Annotated in this window: 13 protein-coding genes; 11 read left to right on the top strand and 2 right to left on the bottom strand. The window is 72.1% G+C overall.

Features of this window, described 5'->3' with window-relative positions; translation table 11 throughout:
• Nucleotides 1-70: 70 nt before the first annotated feature.
• From LHA35_RS28570 to LHA35_RS02070, 3 genes are all read left to right on the top strand, one after another.
• Nucleotides 71-199 (top strand): hypothetical protein, encoded by a 129-nt coding sequence (locus LHA35_RS28570; RefSeq protein ID WP_264185203.1) that lies wholly within the window; start codon nucleotides 71-73, stop codon nucleotides 197-199.
• Between the two features lie 14 nt (nucleotides 200-213).
• Nucleotides 214-1,098, top strand: a complete 885-nt coding sequence (locus tag LHA35_RS02075; protein WP_226603841.1) for a PfkB family carbohydrate kinase — start codon at nucleotides 214-216, stop codon at nucleotides 1,096-1,098.
• Nucleotides 1,099-1,198: 100 nt separating this feature from the next.
• Nucleotides 1,199-1,432, top strand: a complete 234-nt coding sequence (locus LHA35_RS02070; RefSeq protein WP_226603838.1) for a hypothetical protein — start codon at nucleotides 1,199-1,201, stop codon at nucleotides 1,430-1,432.
• 226 nt (nucleotides 1,433-1,658) lie between these two features.
• Here LHA35_RS02070 and LHA35_RS02065 read toward each other — a convergent pair whose 3' ends face one another.
• Nucleotides 1,659-2,837 (bottom strand): Mrp/NBP35 family ATP-binding protein, encoded by a 1,179-nt coding sequence (locus tag LHA35_RS02065; RefSeq protein WP_226603836.1) that lies wholly within the window; start codon nucleotides 2,835-2,837, stop codon nucleotides 1,659-1,661.
• Nucleotides 2,838-3,168: 331 nt separating this feature from the next.
• Between LHA35_RS02065 and hflK the strand changes: the two genes are divergently transcribed.
• From hflK to LHA35_RS02045, 4 genes are all read left to right on the top strand, one after another.
• Nucleotides 3,169-4,200, top strand: a complete 1,032-nt coding sequence (gene hflK / locus LHA35_RS02060) for an FtsH protease activity modulator HflK (protein WP_338050836.1) — start codon at nucleotides 3,169-3,171, stop codon at nucleotides 4,198-4,200.
• The gene (gene hflC / locus LHA35_RS02055) at nucleotides 4,197-5,075 is read left to right on the top strand and encodes a protease modulator HflC (protein WP_226603833.1); all 879 of its coding nucleotides are present in this window, start codon (nucleotides 4,197-4,199) and stop codon (nucleotides 5,073-5,075) included. Before hflK ends, hflC begins: the two co-directional genes overlap by 4 nt.
• Nucleotides 5,076-5,195: 120 nt before the next feature.
• A complete protein-coding gene (locus LHA35_RS02050; protein WP_226603832.1) occupies nucleotides 5,196-6,755 on the top strand; it encodes a DegQ family serine endoprotease in 1,560 nt (519 codons plus the stop codon).
• Nucleotides 6,756-7,040: 285 nt separating this feature from the next.
• Nucleotides 7,041-10,418 carry a PAS domain S-box protein gene (locus LHA35_RS02045; RefSeq protein WP_226603831.1) on the top strand — a complete coding sequence of 1,126 codons (3,378 nt, stop codon included), beginning with the start codon at nucleotides 7,041-7,043 and terminating at the stop codon, nucleotides 10,416-10,418.
• Here LHA35_RS02045 and serB read toward each other — a convergent pair.
• A complete protein-coding gene (gene serB, locus LHA35_RS02040) occupies nucleotides 10,405-11,298 on the bottom strand; it encodes a phosphoserine phosphatase SerB (protein WP_226603830.1) in 894 nt (297 codons plus the stop codon). The genes LHA35_RS02045 and serB overlap by 14 nt on opposite strands.
• 83 nt (nucleotides 11,299-11,381) lie before the next feature.
• On the opposite strand from serB, the gene miaA reads away from it, so the two are divergent.
• The 4 genes from miaA (at nucleotide 11,382) to ilvC (ending at nucleotide 15,906) form a co-directional block, all read left to right on the top strand.
• Nucleotides 11,382-12,380, top strand: coding sequence for a tRNA (adenosine(37)-N6)-dimethylallyltransferase MiaA (gene miaA, locus LHA35_RS02035; protein WP_226603828.1), 999 nt, complete (start codon nucleotides 11,382-11,384; stop codon nucleotides 12,378-12,380).
• A gap of 84 nt (nucleotides 12,381-12,464) precedes the next feature.
• Nucleotides 12,465-14,258: an acetolactate synthase 3 large subunit gene (locus LHA35_RS02030; RefSeq protein WP_226603826.1), complete on the top strand. Its 1,794-nt coding sequence runs from the start codon at nucleotides 12,465-12,467 to the stop codon at nucleotides 14,256-14,258.
• A gap of 75 nt (nucleotides 14,259-14,333) precedes the next feature.
• On the top strand, nucleotides 14,334-14,858 hold the full coding sequence (gene ilvN, locus LHA35_RS02025; protein WP_226603823.1) for an acetolactate synthase small subunit: 525 nt from the start codon (nucleotides 14,334-14,336) through the stop codon (nucleotides 14,856-14,858).
• Between the two features lie 31 nt (nucleotides 14,859-14,889).
• Nucleotides 14,890-15,906, top strand: a complete 1,017-nt coding sequence (gene ilvC / locus LHA35_RS02020) for a ketol-acid reductoisomerase (RefSeq protein WP_226603821.1) — start codon at nucleotides 14,890-14,892, stop codon at nucleotides 15,904-15,906.
• Nucleotides 15,907-15,940: the final 34 nt, after the last annotated feature.

Genomic DNA, 15,940 nt, shown 5'->3' with positions numbered 1-15,940 from the left:
TTTTGCTGTCCGGGCGGAGTCATGCGTCCGGTCATTCACGCCCATCCACGATCTGCTCTAGGCTCGCGGCATGACGACGACCCCGCACCGCCCGGCCCCCTCGCGGGAGCCCTTCGCCTGGGTTCCGCCGGCCGTCCCGCCCCTTGCCTGCGCCGCCACCGCCGGCCTGCTCCGCGACCGGCGGCGGCGCGCGGCCTGAGCCGCCGGGCCACCATGTCCGTCCTCGTCTTCGGCTCCGTCGTCGCCGACCTCGTCTTCGCCCTGCCGGCGCTGCCCGCGCCGGGTGTGACCGTGCTCGGGCCCGGCTATGCCGCGCTGCCGGGCGGGAAGGGGGCCAACCAGGCGGTCGCCGCGGCGCTGGACGGCGCGGCGACCGCCTTCGCCGGCGCGGTCGGGGCCGATGCGATGGCGGAGGTCGCGCTCGCCGGGTTGCGCGGCGCCGGGGTCGATCTCTCCCGCCTCGCCACCGTGGATGCGCCGACCGCCTGCGCCGCGGTCTGCGTGGACCCGCAAGGCCGCAACCAGATCGCCGTCGGCAGCGGGGCCAACCTGCTGGCGCGGGCGGCGCAGGTGGAGGCGGCGGCGCTCTCCCCCGGGGCCGTGCTGCTGCTGCAGATGGAGGTGCCGCCGGCGGAGAATGCCATGCTCATCCGCCGCGCCCGGGCGCGCGGGGCACGGCTGCTGCTGAATCTGGCCCCGGCGGGCGAGCTGCCGCCGGAGGCGCTGCGCGCCCTCGACCTGCTGATCGCCAATGAGCATGAGGCGGCCTGGCTCGCCGCGCGGCTTGGCTGCGGCGCGGAGGCCGCGGCGCTGCACCGGGCGCTCGGCATCGGCGTGGCGGTGACGCTGGGGGAGGCGGGGGCGGAGGCCGTGACGGCCGAGGGCCGCTTCCGCGTGCCGGCCTTCCCGGTGCGGGCGGTGGACACCACCGGCGCGGGCGATGCCTGGTGCGGCGTGCTGGCCGCCGCGCTCGATCGCGGCCTGCCGCCGGAGGCCGCGATGCGCCGGGCCTCGGCTGCGGCGGCGCTTGCCTGCACCCGGCCGGGTGCCGCGGCGGCGATGCCGCGGGCTGCGGAGACGGACACGCTCCTGCGATAGGCATGACATCGCATCCACAAGGTGTGGTGGCGCACAGCCCGGGCCAGCGCCGGGGAGTAGGATCCGCAGCGCCGGGCAACCCGTGGATTCGAGATGCCCCATGACAGAATTCGTCATCGTGGTCGCCGCCCTGGCGAGCCTCGCCACGGCCGGCCCTGTCACGCCCGGCACGCCGTCTGTGATCCCTGACCGGACGCCGACCGTCGGCTTCCGCACCTATCCGGGCGCCGCGGCCTGCGAGGCAGCGGCGGCGCAGCTCACCGCCCGGCCCGGCACGCGGCTGGTCTGCCTGCCGGTCGAGGCACAGCTCGGCGAGCTCGCCAGCGCCTATTGACGGCGGGTCGGGTGCCGGAGCGCCGCCACGCCGATCTGCGGCGTGCGGGCGCTCCAGGCCTTCGATGGGCGGGCGGGTATATGCCTGCCGGCCTTTCCGCGCGGCCGTGCTCCTCGGTGGGTCATTGATTGCAGGGTGGATTTCCGCTGCCGCGCGATGAGATCCCCGCTGACCCTGCTCCGCAAGGCCCGCGAGGGGCCCCGCTCGCGACCGTCCGCGATCTGCCCTATTCCACCACGATGCGCGGCCCCGCCGCCGCGCCCGCGCCCTGCAGCTTCTCCCACAGCCGCGCGGCGATGCGGCGATAGGCCTTGGCTTCCTCCGTCTCCGGCCGCGCTGCGACGATCGGCGTGCCGGCATCGGCGAGCTGGCGGATCTCGAGCTTCAGCGGCAGCTCGCCGAGGAACTCGACCCCGGTCTTCGCCGCCTCCGCCCGCGCGCCGCCATGGCCGAAGACATCGGCCCGGTGCCCGCAATTCGGGCAGCAGTAGTAGGACATGTTCTCGATGAGGCCGAGCACGGGGACGTTCACCCGCTCGAACATCTTCACGCCGCGGCGGGCATCGAGCAGCGCGACATCCTGCGGCGTGGAGACGATGACGGCGCCGGCCAGCGGCACGCGCTGGGACATGGTGAGCTGCGCATCGCCGGTGCCGGGCGGCATGTCCACCACCATGACGTCGAGGCTGCCCCAGGCCACCTGGCCCATCAGCTGCTCCAGCGCGCCCATCACCATCGGGCCGCGCCAGATCATCGGCGTCTCCTCATCGACCAGGAAGCCGATGGACATGGCCTTCAGCCCCCAGCGCTGCAGCGGGATGATCCGCTGGCCCTCGGTCCGCGGCTTCTCCCGCGCGCCGAGCATCTGCGGCAGGGAGGGGCCGTAGATATCGGCATCCAGCAGCCCGACCGAGAGGCCCTGCGCTGCGAGCGCGACCGCCAGGTTGACCGCGGTGGTGGACTTGCCGACGCCGCCCTTGCCGGAGGCGACGGCGATGATCTTGCCCACCTCCGGCAGCAGCATCTGGCCCTGGCCCGCGGGCGCATGGGGGGGCTGGCCGGCCGGGGCCCTCGGCGGATGCGCATGGCCGGCCGGCGGCGGGCCGGCGCGGCCCGTGCCGCCGGGCTTCGGACCCTTCATCTCCCCCTGGGACTCGCGATGCGCCGTCAGGACGGCCGTCGCGCTCAGAACACCGGGAGTGCTGGCGGCGGCCTTCTCCGCCGCCTGCCGCAATGGCTCCATCTCCCGCGCCCGCTCGCGCGGCACGGCGATGGCAAATTGTACGAGGCCGTCGCGTGCGGCCAGACCCTGCACCATGTCAGCTTCCACCACGTCCCGACCGCTGATCGGATCGCGCACGGATCGGAGTGCCTGCCGCACCGCCTCGACCAGAGACTCGCCCATCGCTTGAAAAGCCCCCTCAACCCGACAATATCGCCCGCGCCCGGGATTCGCCGACCGGGGCGCGGTTCCCCTGCGCCCCGGTCGGTGTTGTGATATGGCCGGGCACCGCCGTGGCATCCAGCCCCACCCCGGGGAGAACACACGGCGGGTTCAAACGATTTTTTGGTGGAGGCCGGCTCGATCCATGGCGCTGAACAACGGCGGACCCAGCCCCTGGGGAAATCCCCGACCGGGCGGGCCATGGGGGTCGCCGCCGCCGACCCCTCCCGGAGGCGGCAGCCGCGGTCCCGGCCCCGACCTGGATGACCTGATCCGCCAGGCGCAGGAGGCGGTGCGCCGCATCGTCCCGACGGGTGGTGGCGGAAAGGGCCTCGCGATCCTTGGCCTGATCGTGGTCGCGCTCTGGGCCGCGAGCGGCTTCTACCGCGTCCAGCCGGACGAGGAAGGCGTGGTGCTCCGTTTCGGCGCCTTCAACCGCACCGCAGCGCCGGGCCTGAACTACCACATCCCCTGGCCGGTCGAATCCGCGGAGACGCCGCGCGTCACGACCGAGAACCTGGTGTTCATCGGCTTCCGCTCAGGCGATGCCGCGCCGGTACGCGGCCAGGCCGCGCGGGACGTGCTGGAGGAGTCGCTCATGCTGACGGGCGACGAGAACATCATCGACATCGATTTCGTGGTGCGCTGGCGCATCCGCGACGCCGGCGACTACCTGTTCAACACCCGCAACCCCGAGCCGACGATCAAGTCAGCGGCCGAGAGCATGATGCGCGAGGTGATCGGCCGCACGCCGATCCAGCCCGCCCTGACCGAGGCGCGCGGCTCGATCGAGGACCAGGTGCGCTCCGGCACCCAGGCGATCATGGACCAGTACCGGGCGGGCGTCGCGATCACCCAGGTGCAGCTCCAGAAGGTGGATCCGCCGGCGGCGGTCATCGAGGCCTTCCGCGACGTGCAGCGCGCCGCCGCCGACCGTGAGCGGCAGCGGAACGAGGCCGAGGCCTACCGCAACGACATCATCCCCCGCGCCCGCGGCGAGGCGGAGCGCATGATCCAGGAGGCCCAGGGCTTCCGCGACAGCCAGGAAGCCCGCGCCCGCGGTGAGGCGCAGCGCTTCAACAGCGTGCTGCAGGCCTACAGCAACGCGCCCGACGTGACCCGGCGGCGCCTCTACATCGAGACCATGGAGGATATCCTGCGGCGCAACCCGAAGATCGTGGTCGATGACCGGCTGCAGGGCCTCGTGCCGCTGCTGAACCTGGGCGATGGACAGCGGGCGGCGCAGCGCCCGGCGGCACCGGCCGCGGCCGCGACCGGGCCGCTGCTCTCCGCGCCGCGTCCGCAGCAGGGGGCGCCGCGATGAACCGCCTGATCGTGCTGGGCGGCGTCGCCGTCGCCCTGCTCTTCGTCGCCGCCTCCTCGCTGTTCGCGGTGCACCAGACGCAGCAGGTGCTGATCACCCAGTTCGGCCAGCCGATCCGGGTGGTGCAGACGCCGGGGCTGAACTGGAAGGTGCCCTTCATCCAGACGGTGATCGGCTTCGACCGCCGCCTGCTGGATTTCGACGCGCCGGGGCAGGAGGTGATCCTGGGCGACCAGCGGCGGATCGTGGTGGACACCTTCACGCGCTACCGCATCACCGACCCGCTGCGCTTCTACCAGACCGTGGGTGCGACCGAGGCCGGCATCCGGCTGCGGCTCTCGCCGATCGTCTCCTCCACGCTGCGCAACACGCTGGGCAGCGAGCCGCTGCTCTCGGTGCTCTCGGCCGACCGCGCCCGGATCATGGGTGAGATCCGCGCCAAGGTGAACAACGAGGCGCGCAGCTTCGGCATCGAGGTGACGGATGTCCGCATCCGCCGCGCCGACCTGCCGGAGGAGAACACCCAGGCCATCCTGTCCCGCATGCAGTCCGAACGTGAGCGCGTGGCGCGCGAGCAGCGCGCCGAGGGTGCCGAGCAGGCGCAGCGCATCCGCGCCAGCGCCGAGCGCGACCGCACCGTGCTGCTGGCCGAGGCGCAATCCCGCGCCGAGGCCCTGCGCGGCGAGGGCGAGCAGACCGCCATCCGCATCTTCGCCGAGGCTTTCGAGAAGGACCCGGAGTTCTTCCAGTTCTGGCGCACCATGCAGGCCTGGCGGGAGGCTTTCTCGGATGGCGAGTCGCGGATGCTGCTCAGCCCGGAGGGTGACTTCTTCCGCTACTTCCGGAACCTGGCGGCCCAGCCGGCACCGCAATGACGGGTCCGGGGGCGCGGCGAGGCCCGCGCCCCCGCCTGCCACTCGCGCGGTGGCCGGCACCAGAGAAACCGCCTAGCGTTGCAGAGGGGCCACGCCCCCTTCGCTGTCGAGGTATCCCCGATGCGCCTTCCCCCCGTTGTCCTGGCCGGCCCGCTGGCCGCCCTTCTCGCCGCCCTGCCCATGGTGGCCGGGGCCCAGCAGGCCCTGCCTGCCCCGCCCCCGGCGGGTGGCGCGCCGCTCAACGCCCCGCAGGCGGAGCCGATGCGGAATGCCCCGTCCTCCTTTGCCCCGCTCGCCCGGCAACTGCTCCCCGCAGTGGTGAACATCTCGACCACCCAGAATGCCCAGGCGCGCGCCAACCGGCCGGATGCGCCGGACCTGCCGCAGGCACCGCCCGGCAGCCCGTTCGAGGAATTCTTCCGCGACTTCTTCAACCGGAACCGTCCGAACGGCCAGGACCAGCCGCAGCAGCCCCAGCGGCCGCGCCGGGCACAGTCGCTCGGCTCCGGCTTCATCGTCGATGCCAGCGGCATCGTGGTGACCAACAACCACGTCATCGACGGCGCGGACGAGATCAACGTCATCCTGGCGGACAATACCTCGATCCGGGCGGAACTGCTGGGCACCGACCCGCGCACCGACATCGCGGTGCTGCGCATCAAGACCGACAAGCCGCTGCATGCCGTGCAGTTCGGCGAAAGTGATTCGGCGCAGGTCGGCGACTGGGTGCTGGCGATCGGCAACCCCTTCGGCCTCGGCGGCACGGTCACCGCGGGCATCGTCTCGGCCCGCGGCCGCGACATCCGCCAGGGCCTCTATGACGACTTCATCCAGACCGATGCTGCCATCAACCGCGGCAATTCCGGCGGCCCGCTGTTCAACCTGGATGGCAAGGTGGTCGGCATCAACACCGCCATCTACTCGCCGACCGGCGGGTCGATCGGCATCGGCTTCGCCATCCCCTCCAACCTCGCCCGCAACATCGTCGCGCAGTTGCAGGAGGGCGGGAAGGTCCGGCGCGGCTGGCTCGGCGTGAACATCCAGCAGGTGACGGACGAGATCGCCGAGAGCCTGGGCCTTTCGGGCGGCGGCCGCGGCGCCCTGGTGGCGCGCGCGCAGGAAGACGGGCCCGCCGCCAAGGGCGGCATCAGGAACGGTGATGTGGTGCTGCGCTTCAACGGGCAGGAGGTGCGGGAGATGCGCAACCTGCCGCGCATTGTGGCCGACACGCCGGTGGGCCGCGAGGTGCCGGTGGTGGTCTGGCGCGACGGCAGGGAGCAGACCCTGCAGGTCACGGTCGGCGAACTGCCTTCCGAGCCGCAGCAGGCCGCTGCGACGCCGGGGCCGCAGAGCCGCCCGACCGAGCTCTCCGGCCTCGGCCTGCGGGTCGCGCCGATCTCGCCCGAGGTGCGGGAGCGCTTCTCCCTGAAGCCCGAGCAGCGCGGCGTGGTCATCATGGAGGTGGCGCCGGGCAGCCCGGCGGCCGAACGCGAACTGCGCCCCGGCGACGTCATTGTCGAGGTGCAGCAGGAGCGCGTGAGCACGCCGCAGGAAGTGCAGCAGCGGCTGGAGGCACTCCGCCGGCAGAACCGCCCGACCGCCCTGCTGTTGATCGAGACCGCGCAGGGCCAGCGCTTCGTGCCGCTGCGGCTGCGCGGCGAGCGTGGCAGCCCGGGCTGAGCCGACCCGCTCGATAACCGGATGGTGACGGGCGCCGCTCCGGCCGGGGTGGCGCCCGATCGCTTTCGTGGTGTCGGCGCGGATGGTCGCGGAGTTCAGCGATCGCTTGTTGGTGCCAGGAAAATGGTATACAAAATCATTTGATCTTACCGTTCTGGAACCAGATGGGCTCCGGGCATCACCCTGCGCAGCGCGACAGCCTGCCTGGGCCATGTCACTGGTCGCCGCAGGGTGGACATGCCCGATTCAGTGCCCGACTATCCTGGCGCCCGGCCCAAGGCGGGGGTGTTACGCCAACCCGCCAGGCGCAGGGCCCCGGGGCTGCGGCTGCATGTCGTCGCCCTGGTGCTCGCCGCCCTGGTGCCCGCGCTTGTCGCCGGCGGTACGGCCGTCTGGCTGGCGGTGGATGCCTATCAGGACGCCTACACGGCGCGGCTGCGGGACACCGCGCGGGGCCTTGCCCTTGCGGTTGATGCCGAGATCCTCGGCCGCATCGAGGCGCTGAGCGCCTTCGCCGCCTCACCCGCCTTCGGGGATGGCGCCGTCATCGTGGATTTCGCCGCCGCGCATCTGCATGCCGGGCGGGTCGCCGCCGCCACCGGCATGCGCATCGCGGTCGGGGATGCCGAGGGCCGGTTCCTGCTGCACCACCAGGTGCCGCCCGGCGCGGCTCTGCCGGAGACCGGCACTGCCGGCGACGTGCTGCGGGAAGCGGTGGCCGAGGCGCAGCCGGTGGTCTCGAGGCTGATGACGGGGCCGTTGGTGCGGCGGCCGGTCGTCGCCCTGGCCGTCCCCGTCCTGCGCGCCGATGGCGCGCTGCCTGTGCTCTCCGTGGGCGGTTCGCTGGACCCCGAGCGCTTCGATGCGCTGCTGGCCGCGCAGGGGCTGGAGCGGGGCGCCTTCGCCGTTCTGGTCGATGCGGAGGGGACGATCATCGGCCGCTCGGATGGGCGGTTCCGCGGCGTCACCCTGCCGCAGGAGATCGTGGCCCTGATTGCCGCGAATCATGGCGGCGTGATCCGTCGGGTCGGGCTGGACGGGCAGGATCGGCTCTTCGCCATCGCCGCGCTGCGGATCGTGCCGGGCTGGACCGTGGAAGTCTCCGTCCCCTACGCGGCCTACCGGGACAGCTGGGCGCGTCCGCTACTCGGGATGACCGGCGGCATCGCCCTGGCGCTCGCCCTGGCCGGCGCGCTCTCCCTGCTGCTCGCCCGCCGGCTGCTGCGGCCGGTCGCGCGCCTTGCCGAGCATGCCCGGGCGATTGCGCTTGAACCCGAGGGACCGCACGGAACGGCGGCCGACCTGCCGCCGGCCCCGGTCGCGGAACTGGACTCCCTCCGCCGCGGCTTCGCCGCCGCCGAGGCTGCGCTGGAGCACCGCCGCCAGGCCGAGCGGCAGGCCTTCGCCACGCTTGCCGAGAAGGAAGCGATGCTGGCCTCGGCGCAGCAACTGACCGGCGTGGGCGGCTGGACGCTGGAGCTGACCGATCCTGCCGACCTCGATTCCTGCCCGCTGCGCTGGACCGAGGAGACCTACCGCATCTTCGGCCTGCGGCCGGGCAGCGCCACCATCGCCGTCGCGCGGGTCTTCGAGGCCATCCCGGTGGGCGACCATGCGCGGCTGCGCACCGCCCTGGAGGCGGCGCTACGGGATGGCGCGCCCTATCGGGTGGAGCATCGCATCATCAGGCCGGACGGCACGGTGCGGCTGGTCGAGGAACTGGCCTCGCCCGAATGCGATGCCGCGGGCCGGGTCCGGCGCGTGTTCGGCGCCTGCCAGGACGTGACGGAGCGGCGCATGGCCGAGGCGGCCCTGGCCGACAATGCCGAGCGGCTGCGCGACCTGCTGGCGACGCTCGACCTGGCGGCCTTCATGGCCCGCGACCCGGACGGCACCATCCGCTTCTGGTCGGCCGGTTGCGAGCGGCTCTATGGCTGGAGTGCCGCCGAGGCGCTGGGCCGCAATGTGCGCGACCTGCTCGGCACGGTCTTCCCGGTGCCGCCGGAGGAGATCGAGGCCGTGCTGGCACGCGAAGGCGAGTGGATGGGCGAGTTGCGCCACCGCCGGCGGGATGGCGAGCAGGTGGTGGTCGCGGCGCGCATGGCGTTGCGGCGCGACGCCGCCGGGCGGCCGGTCGCGGTGGCGGAGAGCGTCGCCGATGTCACCGCCATGCGCGAGGCGCAGGAGGCGCTGGCCGAGGGCGAGGCGCGGCTCCGCTCGGTGGTCGACACCGCCCTGGATGCCATCGTGGTGGCGGCGGAGGATGGCAGGATCGTCTTCGCCAACCGCGCCACCGCCCGCATGTTCGGCCATCCGGGGCCGGAGGCGCTGGTCGGCCGCGATCTCGGCATCCTGATGCCGGCGGCGGAGGCGGCGCGCCACCCCGCGCGGCTGGCGGCCATGGGGCGCGATCTCGGCGTGACCGCCCGCTACATGGCCCCGGGCCGTGGCCTGCTCGCGCGCCGCGCCGATGGCAGCGAATTCCCGATCGAGGCCTCGGTCGCGGGCTTCGAGGCGGGCGGCCGCCGCTTCGTGACCGGCATCCTGAGAGACGTGACCGAGCGTGTCGCGTCCGAGGTGGCGCTCCGCGACAGCGAGGCGATGCTCCGCCGCGTGCTGGACAATCTTTTCGTGTTCGTCGGCGTGCTGGCCCCCGACGGCACGGTGCTGGATGCCAACCGCGCCCCGCTGGAGGCGGCCGGCCTCACGCTGGAGGAGGTGCGCGGCCGGCCCTTCTGGGAGGCCTATTGGTGGTCGCACGACCCGGCGGTGCAGGCCCGGCTGCGGGATGCCTGCGCCCATGCCGCCGCCGGCGAGGCCGACCGCTTCGATGTGGAGGTCCGGATGGCCGGCGACAGCCGCATGGCGATCGACTTCCAGATCGCGCCACTGCGTGATGCCGCGGGGCGCATCACCCATCTGATCCCCTCGGCCGTCGACATCACCGCCCGCAAGCGGTCGGAGGAGGCGAAGCTGCTGCTGGCGCGGGAGGTGGACCACCGCGCCAAGAATGCGCTCGCCGTGGTGCAGTCCGTGCTGATGCTGACCCGTACCGAGGACCCGGCCGCCTTCAAGCAGGCGGTGACGGGCCGCATCGCCGCCATGGCGCGGGCGCATACGCTGCTGGCGCGGGAGCGCTGGCACGGCGCTGATCTGCGGGCCGTGCTGGCCGAGGAGCTGGCGGCCTATCGCGGCGCCGGGGGGCTGGACTCCGCCGTGCAACTGGACGGGCCGCAGGTGGGGCTGGCGCCGGATGCGGTGCAGCCGGTGGCGATGGTGATCCACGAACTGGCGACCAATGCCGCGAAATACGGCGCGCTCTCGGTCGCGGACGGGCGGGTTTCCGTCACCTGGTCGCGGGACGCGGCATCGGGCGGGCTGGAACTGGTCTGGCGCGAGCAGGGCGGACCGCCGGTCGCGGCCCCGCCGGCGCGGCGCGGCTTCGGCACCAGCCTGATCGAGAGCACGGTGATGCGGCAGCTGCAGGGGCGGCTGGACATGGTCTGGGCGGAGGAGGGGCTGTGCTGCGTGCTGGGCCTGCCGGCGCGCCTGGTCGTCTGGCGCGGACCGGCCTGGGGGCGGACGGCAGGCCGGGGACCGGGCGGCGAGGCCGCCGGGCGACCAGCCGATCAGAGCGGGGCGCGGGGCCTCAGCCCCCGATGATCTCCGCCGCCCGGTAGCCCTGGGCGAACAGCAGCGCCCGCAGATCGGCATGATCCACCCTGGCCCGCGCCGCCGCCGCCACCACCGGCTTGGCGCGGAAGGCCACGCCGAGCCCGGCCGCCTGGATCATGGCGAGGTCGTTCGCCCCATCACCCACCGTCAGCGCCGCCTCCAGCGGCAGCCCGTGCTCGGCGGCCAGGCGCTTCAGCGTGGCGAGCTTGGCATCCCGGTCCAGGATCGGCTCCCCCACCTTGCCGGTCAGCTTGCCATCCGCGATCTCCAGGGTGTTGGAGTAGTGCGCATGGAAGCCGACCAGATCCGCGACGCGGCCCGTGAAGAAGGTGAAGCCGCCGGAGACGAGGGCGCAATGCGCGCCATTGGCCCGCATGGTCGCCACCAGTTCCAGCGCGCCCGCGGTCAGCGCCGTCGCCTCCCAGGTCCGCTCCAGCGCCGAGATGGGCAGGCCCTGCAGCATGCCGACGCGCTCGATCAGCGCCTGGCGGAAATCCAGCTCCCCATTCATGGAACGGCGGGTGATCTCGGCGATCGGTTCCTTCAGCCCGGCATAGGCGGCGATCTCGTCCAGCGTCTCGCTGGTCACGATCGTGCTGTCCATATCGGCCAGCAGCAGACGCTTGCGCCGGCCCTCGGCCGGCGTGGCGATGGCGTCCACCAGGGCGCCGTCCAGCGCCGTGGTCGCGGCGGCGATTGCCTGCTCGGCCGCCAGCCCATCGAAGGGCAGGTCGGCGGCCTCCTCCGGCGCCAGCCAGTCTGGCGCGCCGGCGGTGGCGCCGAGCGCCTGCAGCGCATCGCGGACCCGGTGGAGGAGGGGCTGGCTGAGGCCGCCCGGGGGCGCGACCAGGGTGAGGATCTGGGACATGCGGCGCCCTGCATGGGGGTCGAGCGGACAGGCGCCGCCGGGGGTGGCCCGGCGACGGCCCGCTCTATGGCGAAGCCCGGCCCATGACGCAATCGCAGGCGCATGATGCCGGGCCGCCGGCGCTGATCGTCGCCGGCCCGACCGCGAGCGGGAAATCGGCCCTCACCCTCGGCCTTGCCGAGCGGCTGGACGGCACCGTCATCAATGCCGATTCCATGCAGCTCTACCGCGAGTTGCGGGTGCTGACCGCGCGCCCGACGCCCGAGGAAGAGGCACTCGTGCCGCACCGCCTCTACGGTATCCGCCCGGCGGCGGAGGCGGCGAGCGTCGCCTGGTGGCGGGAACAGGCCCTGGCGGCCATGGCGGCGGCGCGGGCGGCGGGGCGGCTGCCGATCCTCTGCGGCGGCACAGGGCTTTATTTCCTCTCGCTGACCGAGGGGCTCTCCGCCATCCCGCCTGTCCCGGCGGAGGCGCGGGCGGAGGCGCGAAGCCTGCTGGCCGAGCTCGGCGCGCCGGCGCTGCATGCGAGGCTGGCGGAAGCGGACCCCGAGACGGCGGCGACGCTGCGGCCCGGCGACAGCCAGCGCATCGCCCGCGCCTTCGAGGTCTGGCGGGGGACGGGCAGGGGGCTGCTCGCCTGGCAGCGGGAGGGGGGCACGACCGGTCCCGCCCCGCTTCATGGCCTCCCCTGGCGCTTCGCCGCCCTCCTGCTGGACCCGCCGCGCGATGCGCTGCGCGCCGCCATCGCCCGCCGCTTCGACGCCATGCTGGCCGGCGGCGCGCTGGAAGAGGTGCGGGCGCTCGGCGCCCAGGGGCTCGATCCCGCCCTGCCGGCCATGCGCGCGCATGGCGTCCCGGAACTGCTGGCGCATCTCGCCGGCCGGATGAGCCTAGCCGCGGCGCGGGAGCGGGCGGTGCTGAACACCGGGCAATATACCAAGCGCCAGGCCACCTGGTTCCGCCACCATCGGCTCGCCGACCCGAGCGTGACGCATATCATCCATGCGCGGATTGAGGGTTTGGCGCAATTTCAGGAAAGCGATGCGCCGGAAATCTTCGCGTTTGTTGATTCGGGGCGTTGACGCGGCGCAGCAGGGGGCGTAACCCTCCGCCCCTCGCCGCACTGGCCCCCGCCGGGCGGCGACGCATTGCCCGAGGAAGACCCCATGTCCGCCACCCTCCAGACCCAGACCGAGGCCCGCACCATGACCGGTGCGGAGATCGTCCTCCAGGCGCTGAAGGACCAGGGCGTAGAGGTCATCTTCGGCTATCCCGGCGGCGCGGTCCTGCCGCTCTATGACGCGCTGTTCCAGCAGAACGCCATCCGCCACATCCTGGTGCGGCATGAGCAGGCGGCGGTGCATGCGGCCGAGGGCTATGCCCGCTCCACCGGCAAGGTGGGTGTGGTGCTCGTCACCTCCGGCCCCGGCGCGACCAATGCCGTCACCGGCCTGGTGGATGCGCTGATGGACAGCATCCCGGTCATCTGCCTGACCGGCCAGGTGCCGACCCATCTGATCGGCAACGACGCCTTCCAGGAAGCCGACACCACCGGCATCACCCGGCCCGCGACCAAGCACAACTACCTGGTCAAGGACATCAACAAACTCGCTGGCACGGTGCACGAGGCCTTCTATGTCGCGAAGTCCGGCCGGCCGGGTCCGGTGGTGATCGATCTGCCGAAGGACATCCTGATCGGCAAGGGCCCCTATGCCGAGGCGCCGCAGGCCCCGCATCGCAGCTACCGCCCGCAGACCGAGCCGGGCGCCGACCCGATCCGCGAGGCGGTGCGGCTGCTGAAGGGCGCGAAGCGGCCGGTCGTCTATTCCGGCGGCGGCGTCATCAATGCCGGCCCTGAGGCCTCCCGCCTGCTCACCGAGTTCGTGCGCATGACCGGCATGCCCTGCACGAACACGCTGATGGGCCTCGGCGCCTATCCCTCCACGGATCCGCAATTCCTCGGCATGCTCGGCATGCACGGGACCTATGAGGCGAATCTCGCCATGCATGGCTGCGACGTCATGCTGAACATCGGCGCGCGCTTCGACGACCGGGTGACGGGGCGGCTGAATGCCTTCTCGCCGAACTCGAAGAAGATCCACGCCGATATCGATCCGTCCTCCATCAACAAGAACGTCAAGGTGGATGTGGCGATCGTGGGCGATGCCGCCCGCGTGCTGGCGGCGCTGATCGAGGCCTGGAAGGAGGAGAGCGCGCAGCAGGACAAGGCGGCGCTCGCCGCCTGGTGGCGGCAGATCGAGGAATGGCGCGGCAAGCAGTGCCTGGCCTACGTCCAGCAGGGCAGCATCATCAAGCCGCAGCACGCGGTGAAGCGCCTGTACGAGATCACGCGGGAGATGGGGCGCGACACCTACATCACCACCGAGGTCGGCCAGCACCAGATGTGGGCCGCCCAGTATTTCGGCTTCGAGCAGCCGAACCGCTGGATGACCTCGGGCGGGCTCGGCACCATGGGCTATGGCCTGCCGGCCGCGATGGGCGTGCAGATCGCGCATCCCGATGCGCTGGTGATCGACATCGCCGGCGAGGCCTCGATCCTGATGAACATCCAGGAGATGGGGACGCTGTCGCAGTACCGCCTGCCGGTGAAGGTCTTCATCCTGAACAACGAATACATGGGCATGGTGCGGCAGTGGCAGGAACTGCTGCATGGCAGCCGGTATTCCGAGAGCTACTCCGCCGCGCTGCCGGATTTCGTGAAGCTGGCCGAGAGTTTCCACGCGCGGGGCATCCGCGTGACGCGCGCCGAGGACCTCGATGCCGGCATCCGCGAGATGCTGGCGCATCCCGGCCCGGTCATCGCCGATATCGCCGTCGCCAAGGACGAGAACTGCTTCCCGATGATCCCCTCGGGCGCCGCGCATAACGAGATGATCCTGGCCCCCGGCCAGACCGGCGGCGTTGCCGGCGTGACGGATGAGGGGAAGGTCCTGGTCTGACCCGGCCGGACCTCCCGCAGCCCGGCGGGGTGGCCTTGCCACCCCGCGACCTTCCCTCTCGCCCGTGATGCCCCGATGCCCAGCCCCAGCGACACCACCTTCCGCAACGCGACCATCGCCGTGCTCGTCGAGAACGAGGCCGGCATCCTGGCGCGCGTCGTCGGCCTCTTCTCCGGCCGCGGCTACAACATCGAGAGCCTGACCGTGGCGCCGGTGGACCAGAACCGCCGGCTGTCGCGCATCACCATCGTGACCTCCGGCACCGACATGGTGATCGAGCAGATCAAGGCGCAGCTCGACCGGCTGGTGCCGGTGCACCGGGTCAGCGACCTGACGCTGGAGGGGCCCCACCTCGCGCGCGAGATGATGCTCATCAAGGTGGTGGGCAAGGGCGAGAACCGGATGGAGGCACTGCGCCTCGCGGATGCCTTCCGCGCCCGCGTCGTCGATGCGACAACCGAAAGCCTGGTCTTCGAGATGACCGGCGCCGGCGACAAGCTGGACGCCTTCATCGAGCTGATGCGGCCGATCGGGCTGGCCGAGATCTCGCGCACCGGCGTCGTCGCCATCGCGCGCGGTCCCGGCGGCCTGCTGGCCTGAATGGAATCCTGAGAGAGGGAGAGGCGCAGCCATGCGCGTTTACTACGACCGCGATGCGGATGTGAACCTGATCAAGGCCAAGAAGGTCGCGGTCATCGGCTTCGGCAGCCAGGGGCACGCGCATGCGATGAACCTGCGCGATTCCGGCGTCGCCGATGTGGCGATCGGCCTGCGCCCGGGCGGGTCCTGGAAGAAGGCCGAGGCGGCCGGCTTCAAGGTGATGACCCCGGCCGAGGCGGCGAAATGGGCCGACGTCACCATGGTGCTGACGCCCGACGAGCTGCAGGGCGACCTGTACCGCGAGCACCTGCACGCCAACCTGAAGGAAGGTGCGGCCATCGCCTTCGCGCATGGCCTGAACGTGCACTTCAACCTGCTCGATCCGCGCCCCGACCTCGATGTCTTCATGATCGCGCCGAAGGGCCCGGGCCACACCGTGCGGTCCGAGTACCAGAAGGGCGGCGGCGTCCCCTGCCTCGTCGCAGTGGCGCAGAACCCCTCGGGCAACGCGCTGGAGATCGCGCTTTCCTATGCCTCCGCCATCGGCGGCGGCCGCTCGGGCGTCATCGAGACGACCTTCAAGGAGGAGTGCGAAACCGACCTGTTCGGCGAGCAGGTGGTGCTCTGTGGCGGCCTGGTCGAGCTGATCAAGGCGGGCTTCGAGACGCTGGTCGAGGCGGGCTACGCCCCCGAGATGGCCTATTTCGAGTGCCTGCACGAGGTGAAGCTGATCGTCGACCTCATCTATGAGGGCGGCATCGCCAACATGAACTACTCCATCTCCAACACCGCGGAGTACGGCGAGTACGTGACGGGGCCCCGCATCATCACGCCGGAGACCAAGGCGGAGATGAAGAAGGTCCTGGCGGACATCCAGACCGGCAAGTTCGCCCGGGACTGGATGCTGGAGAACAAGGTGAACCAGGCGAGCTTCAAGGCAACCCGCCGCCGCCTGGCCGAGCACCCGATCGAGGAAGTGGGCGAGAAGCTCCGCGGCATGATGCCCTGGATCAAGCAGAACGCCCTGGTCGACAAGAGCAGGAACTGACCGGTCGGACGGACCGATGACCGGGGGGCGCCAT

The sequence above is a fragment of the Roseicella aerolata genome (assembly GCF_020523605.1).
GTDB lineage: Bacteria > Pseudomonadota > Alphaproteobacteria > Acetobacterales > Acetobacteraceae > Paracraurococcus > Paracraurococcus aerolatus.
Note: the sequence above shows the minus strand (reverse complement) of the source record. Positions and strands in the feature narration are given on the sequence as shown.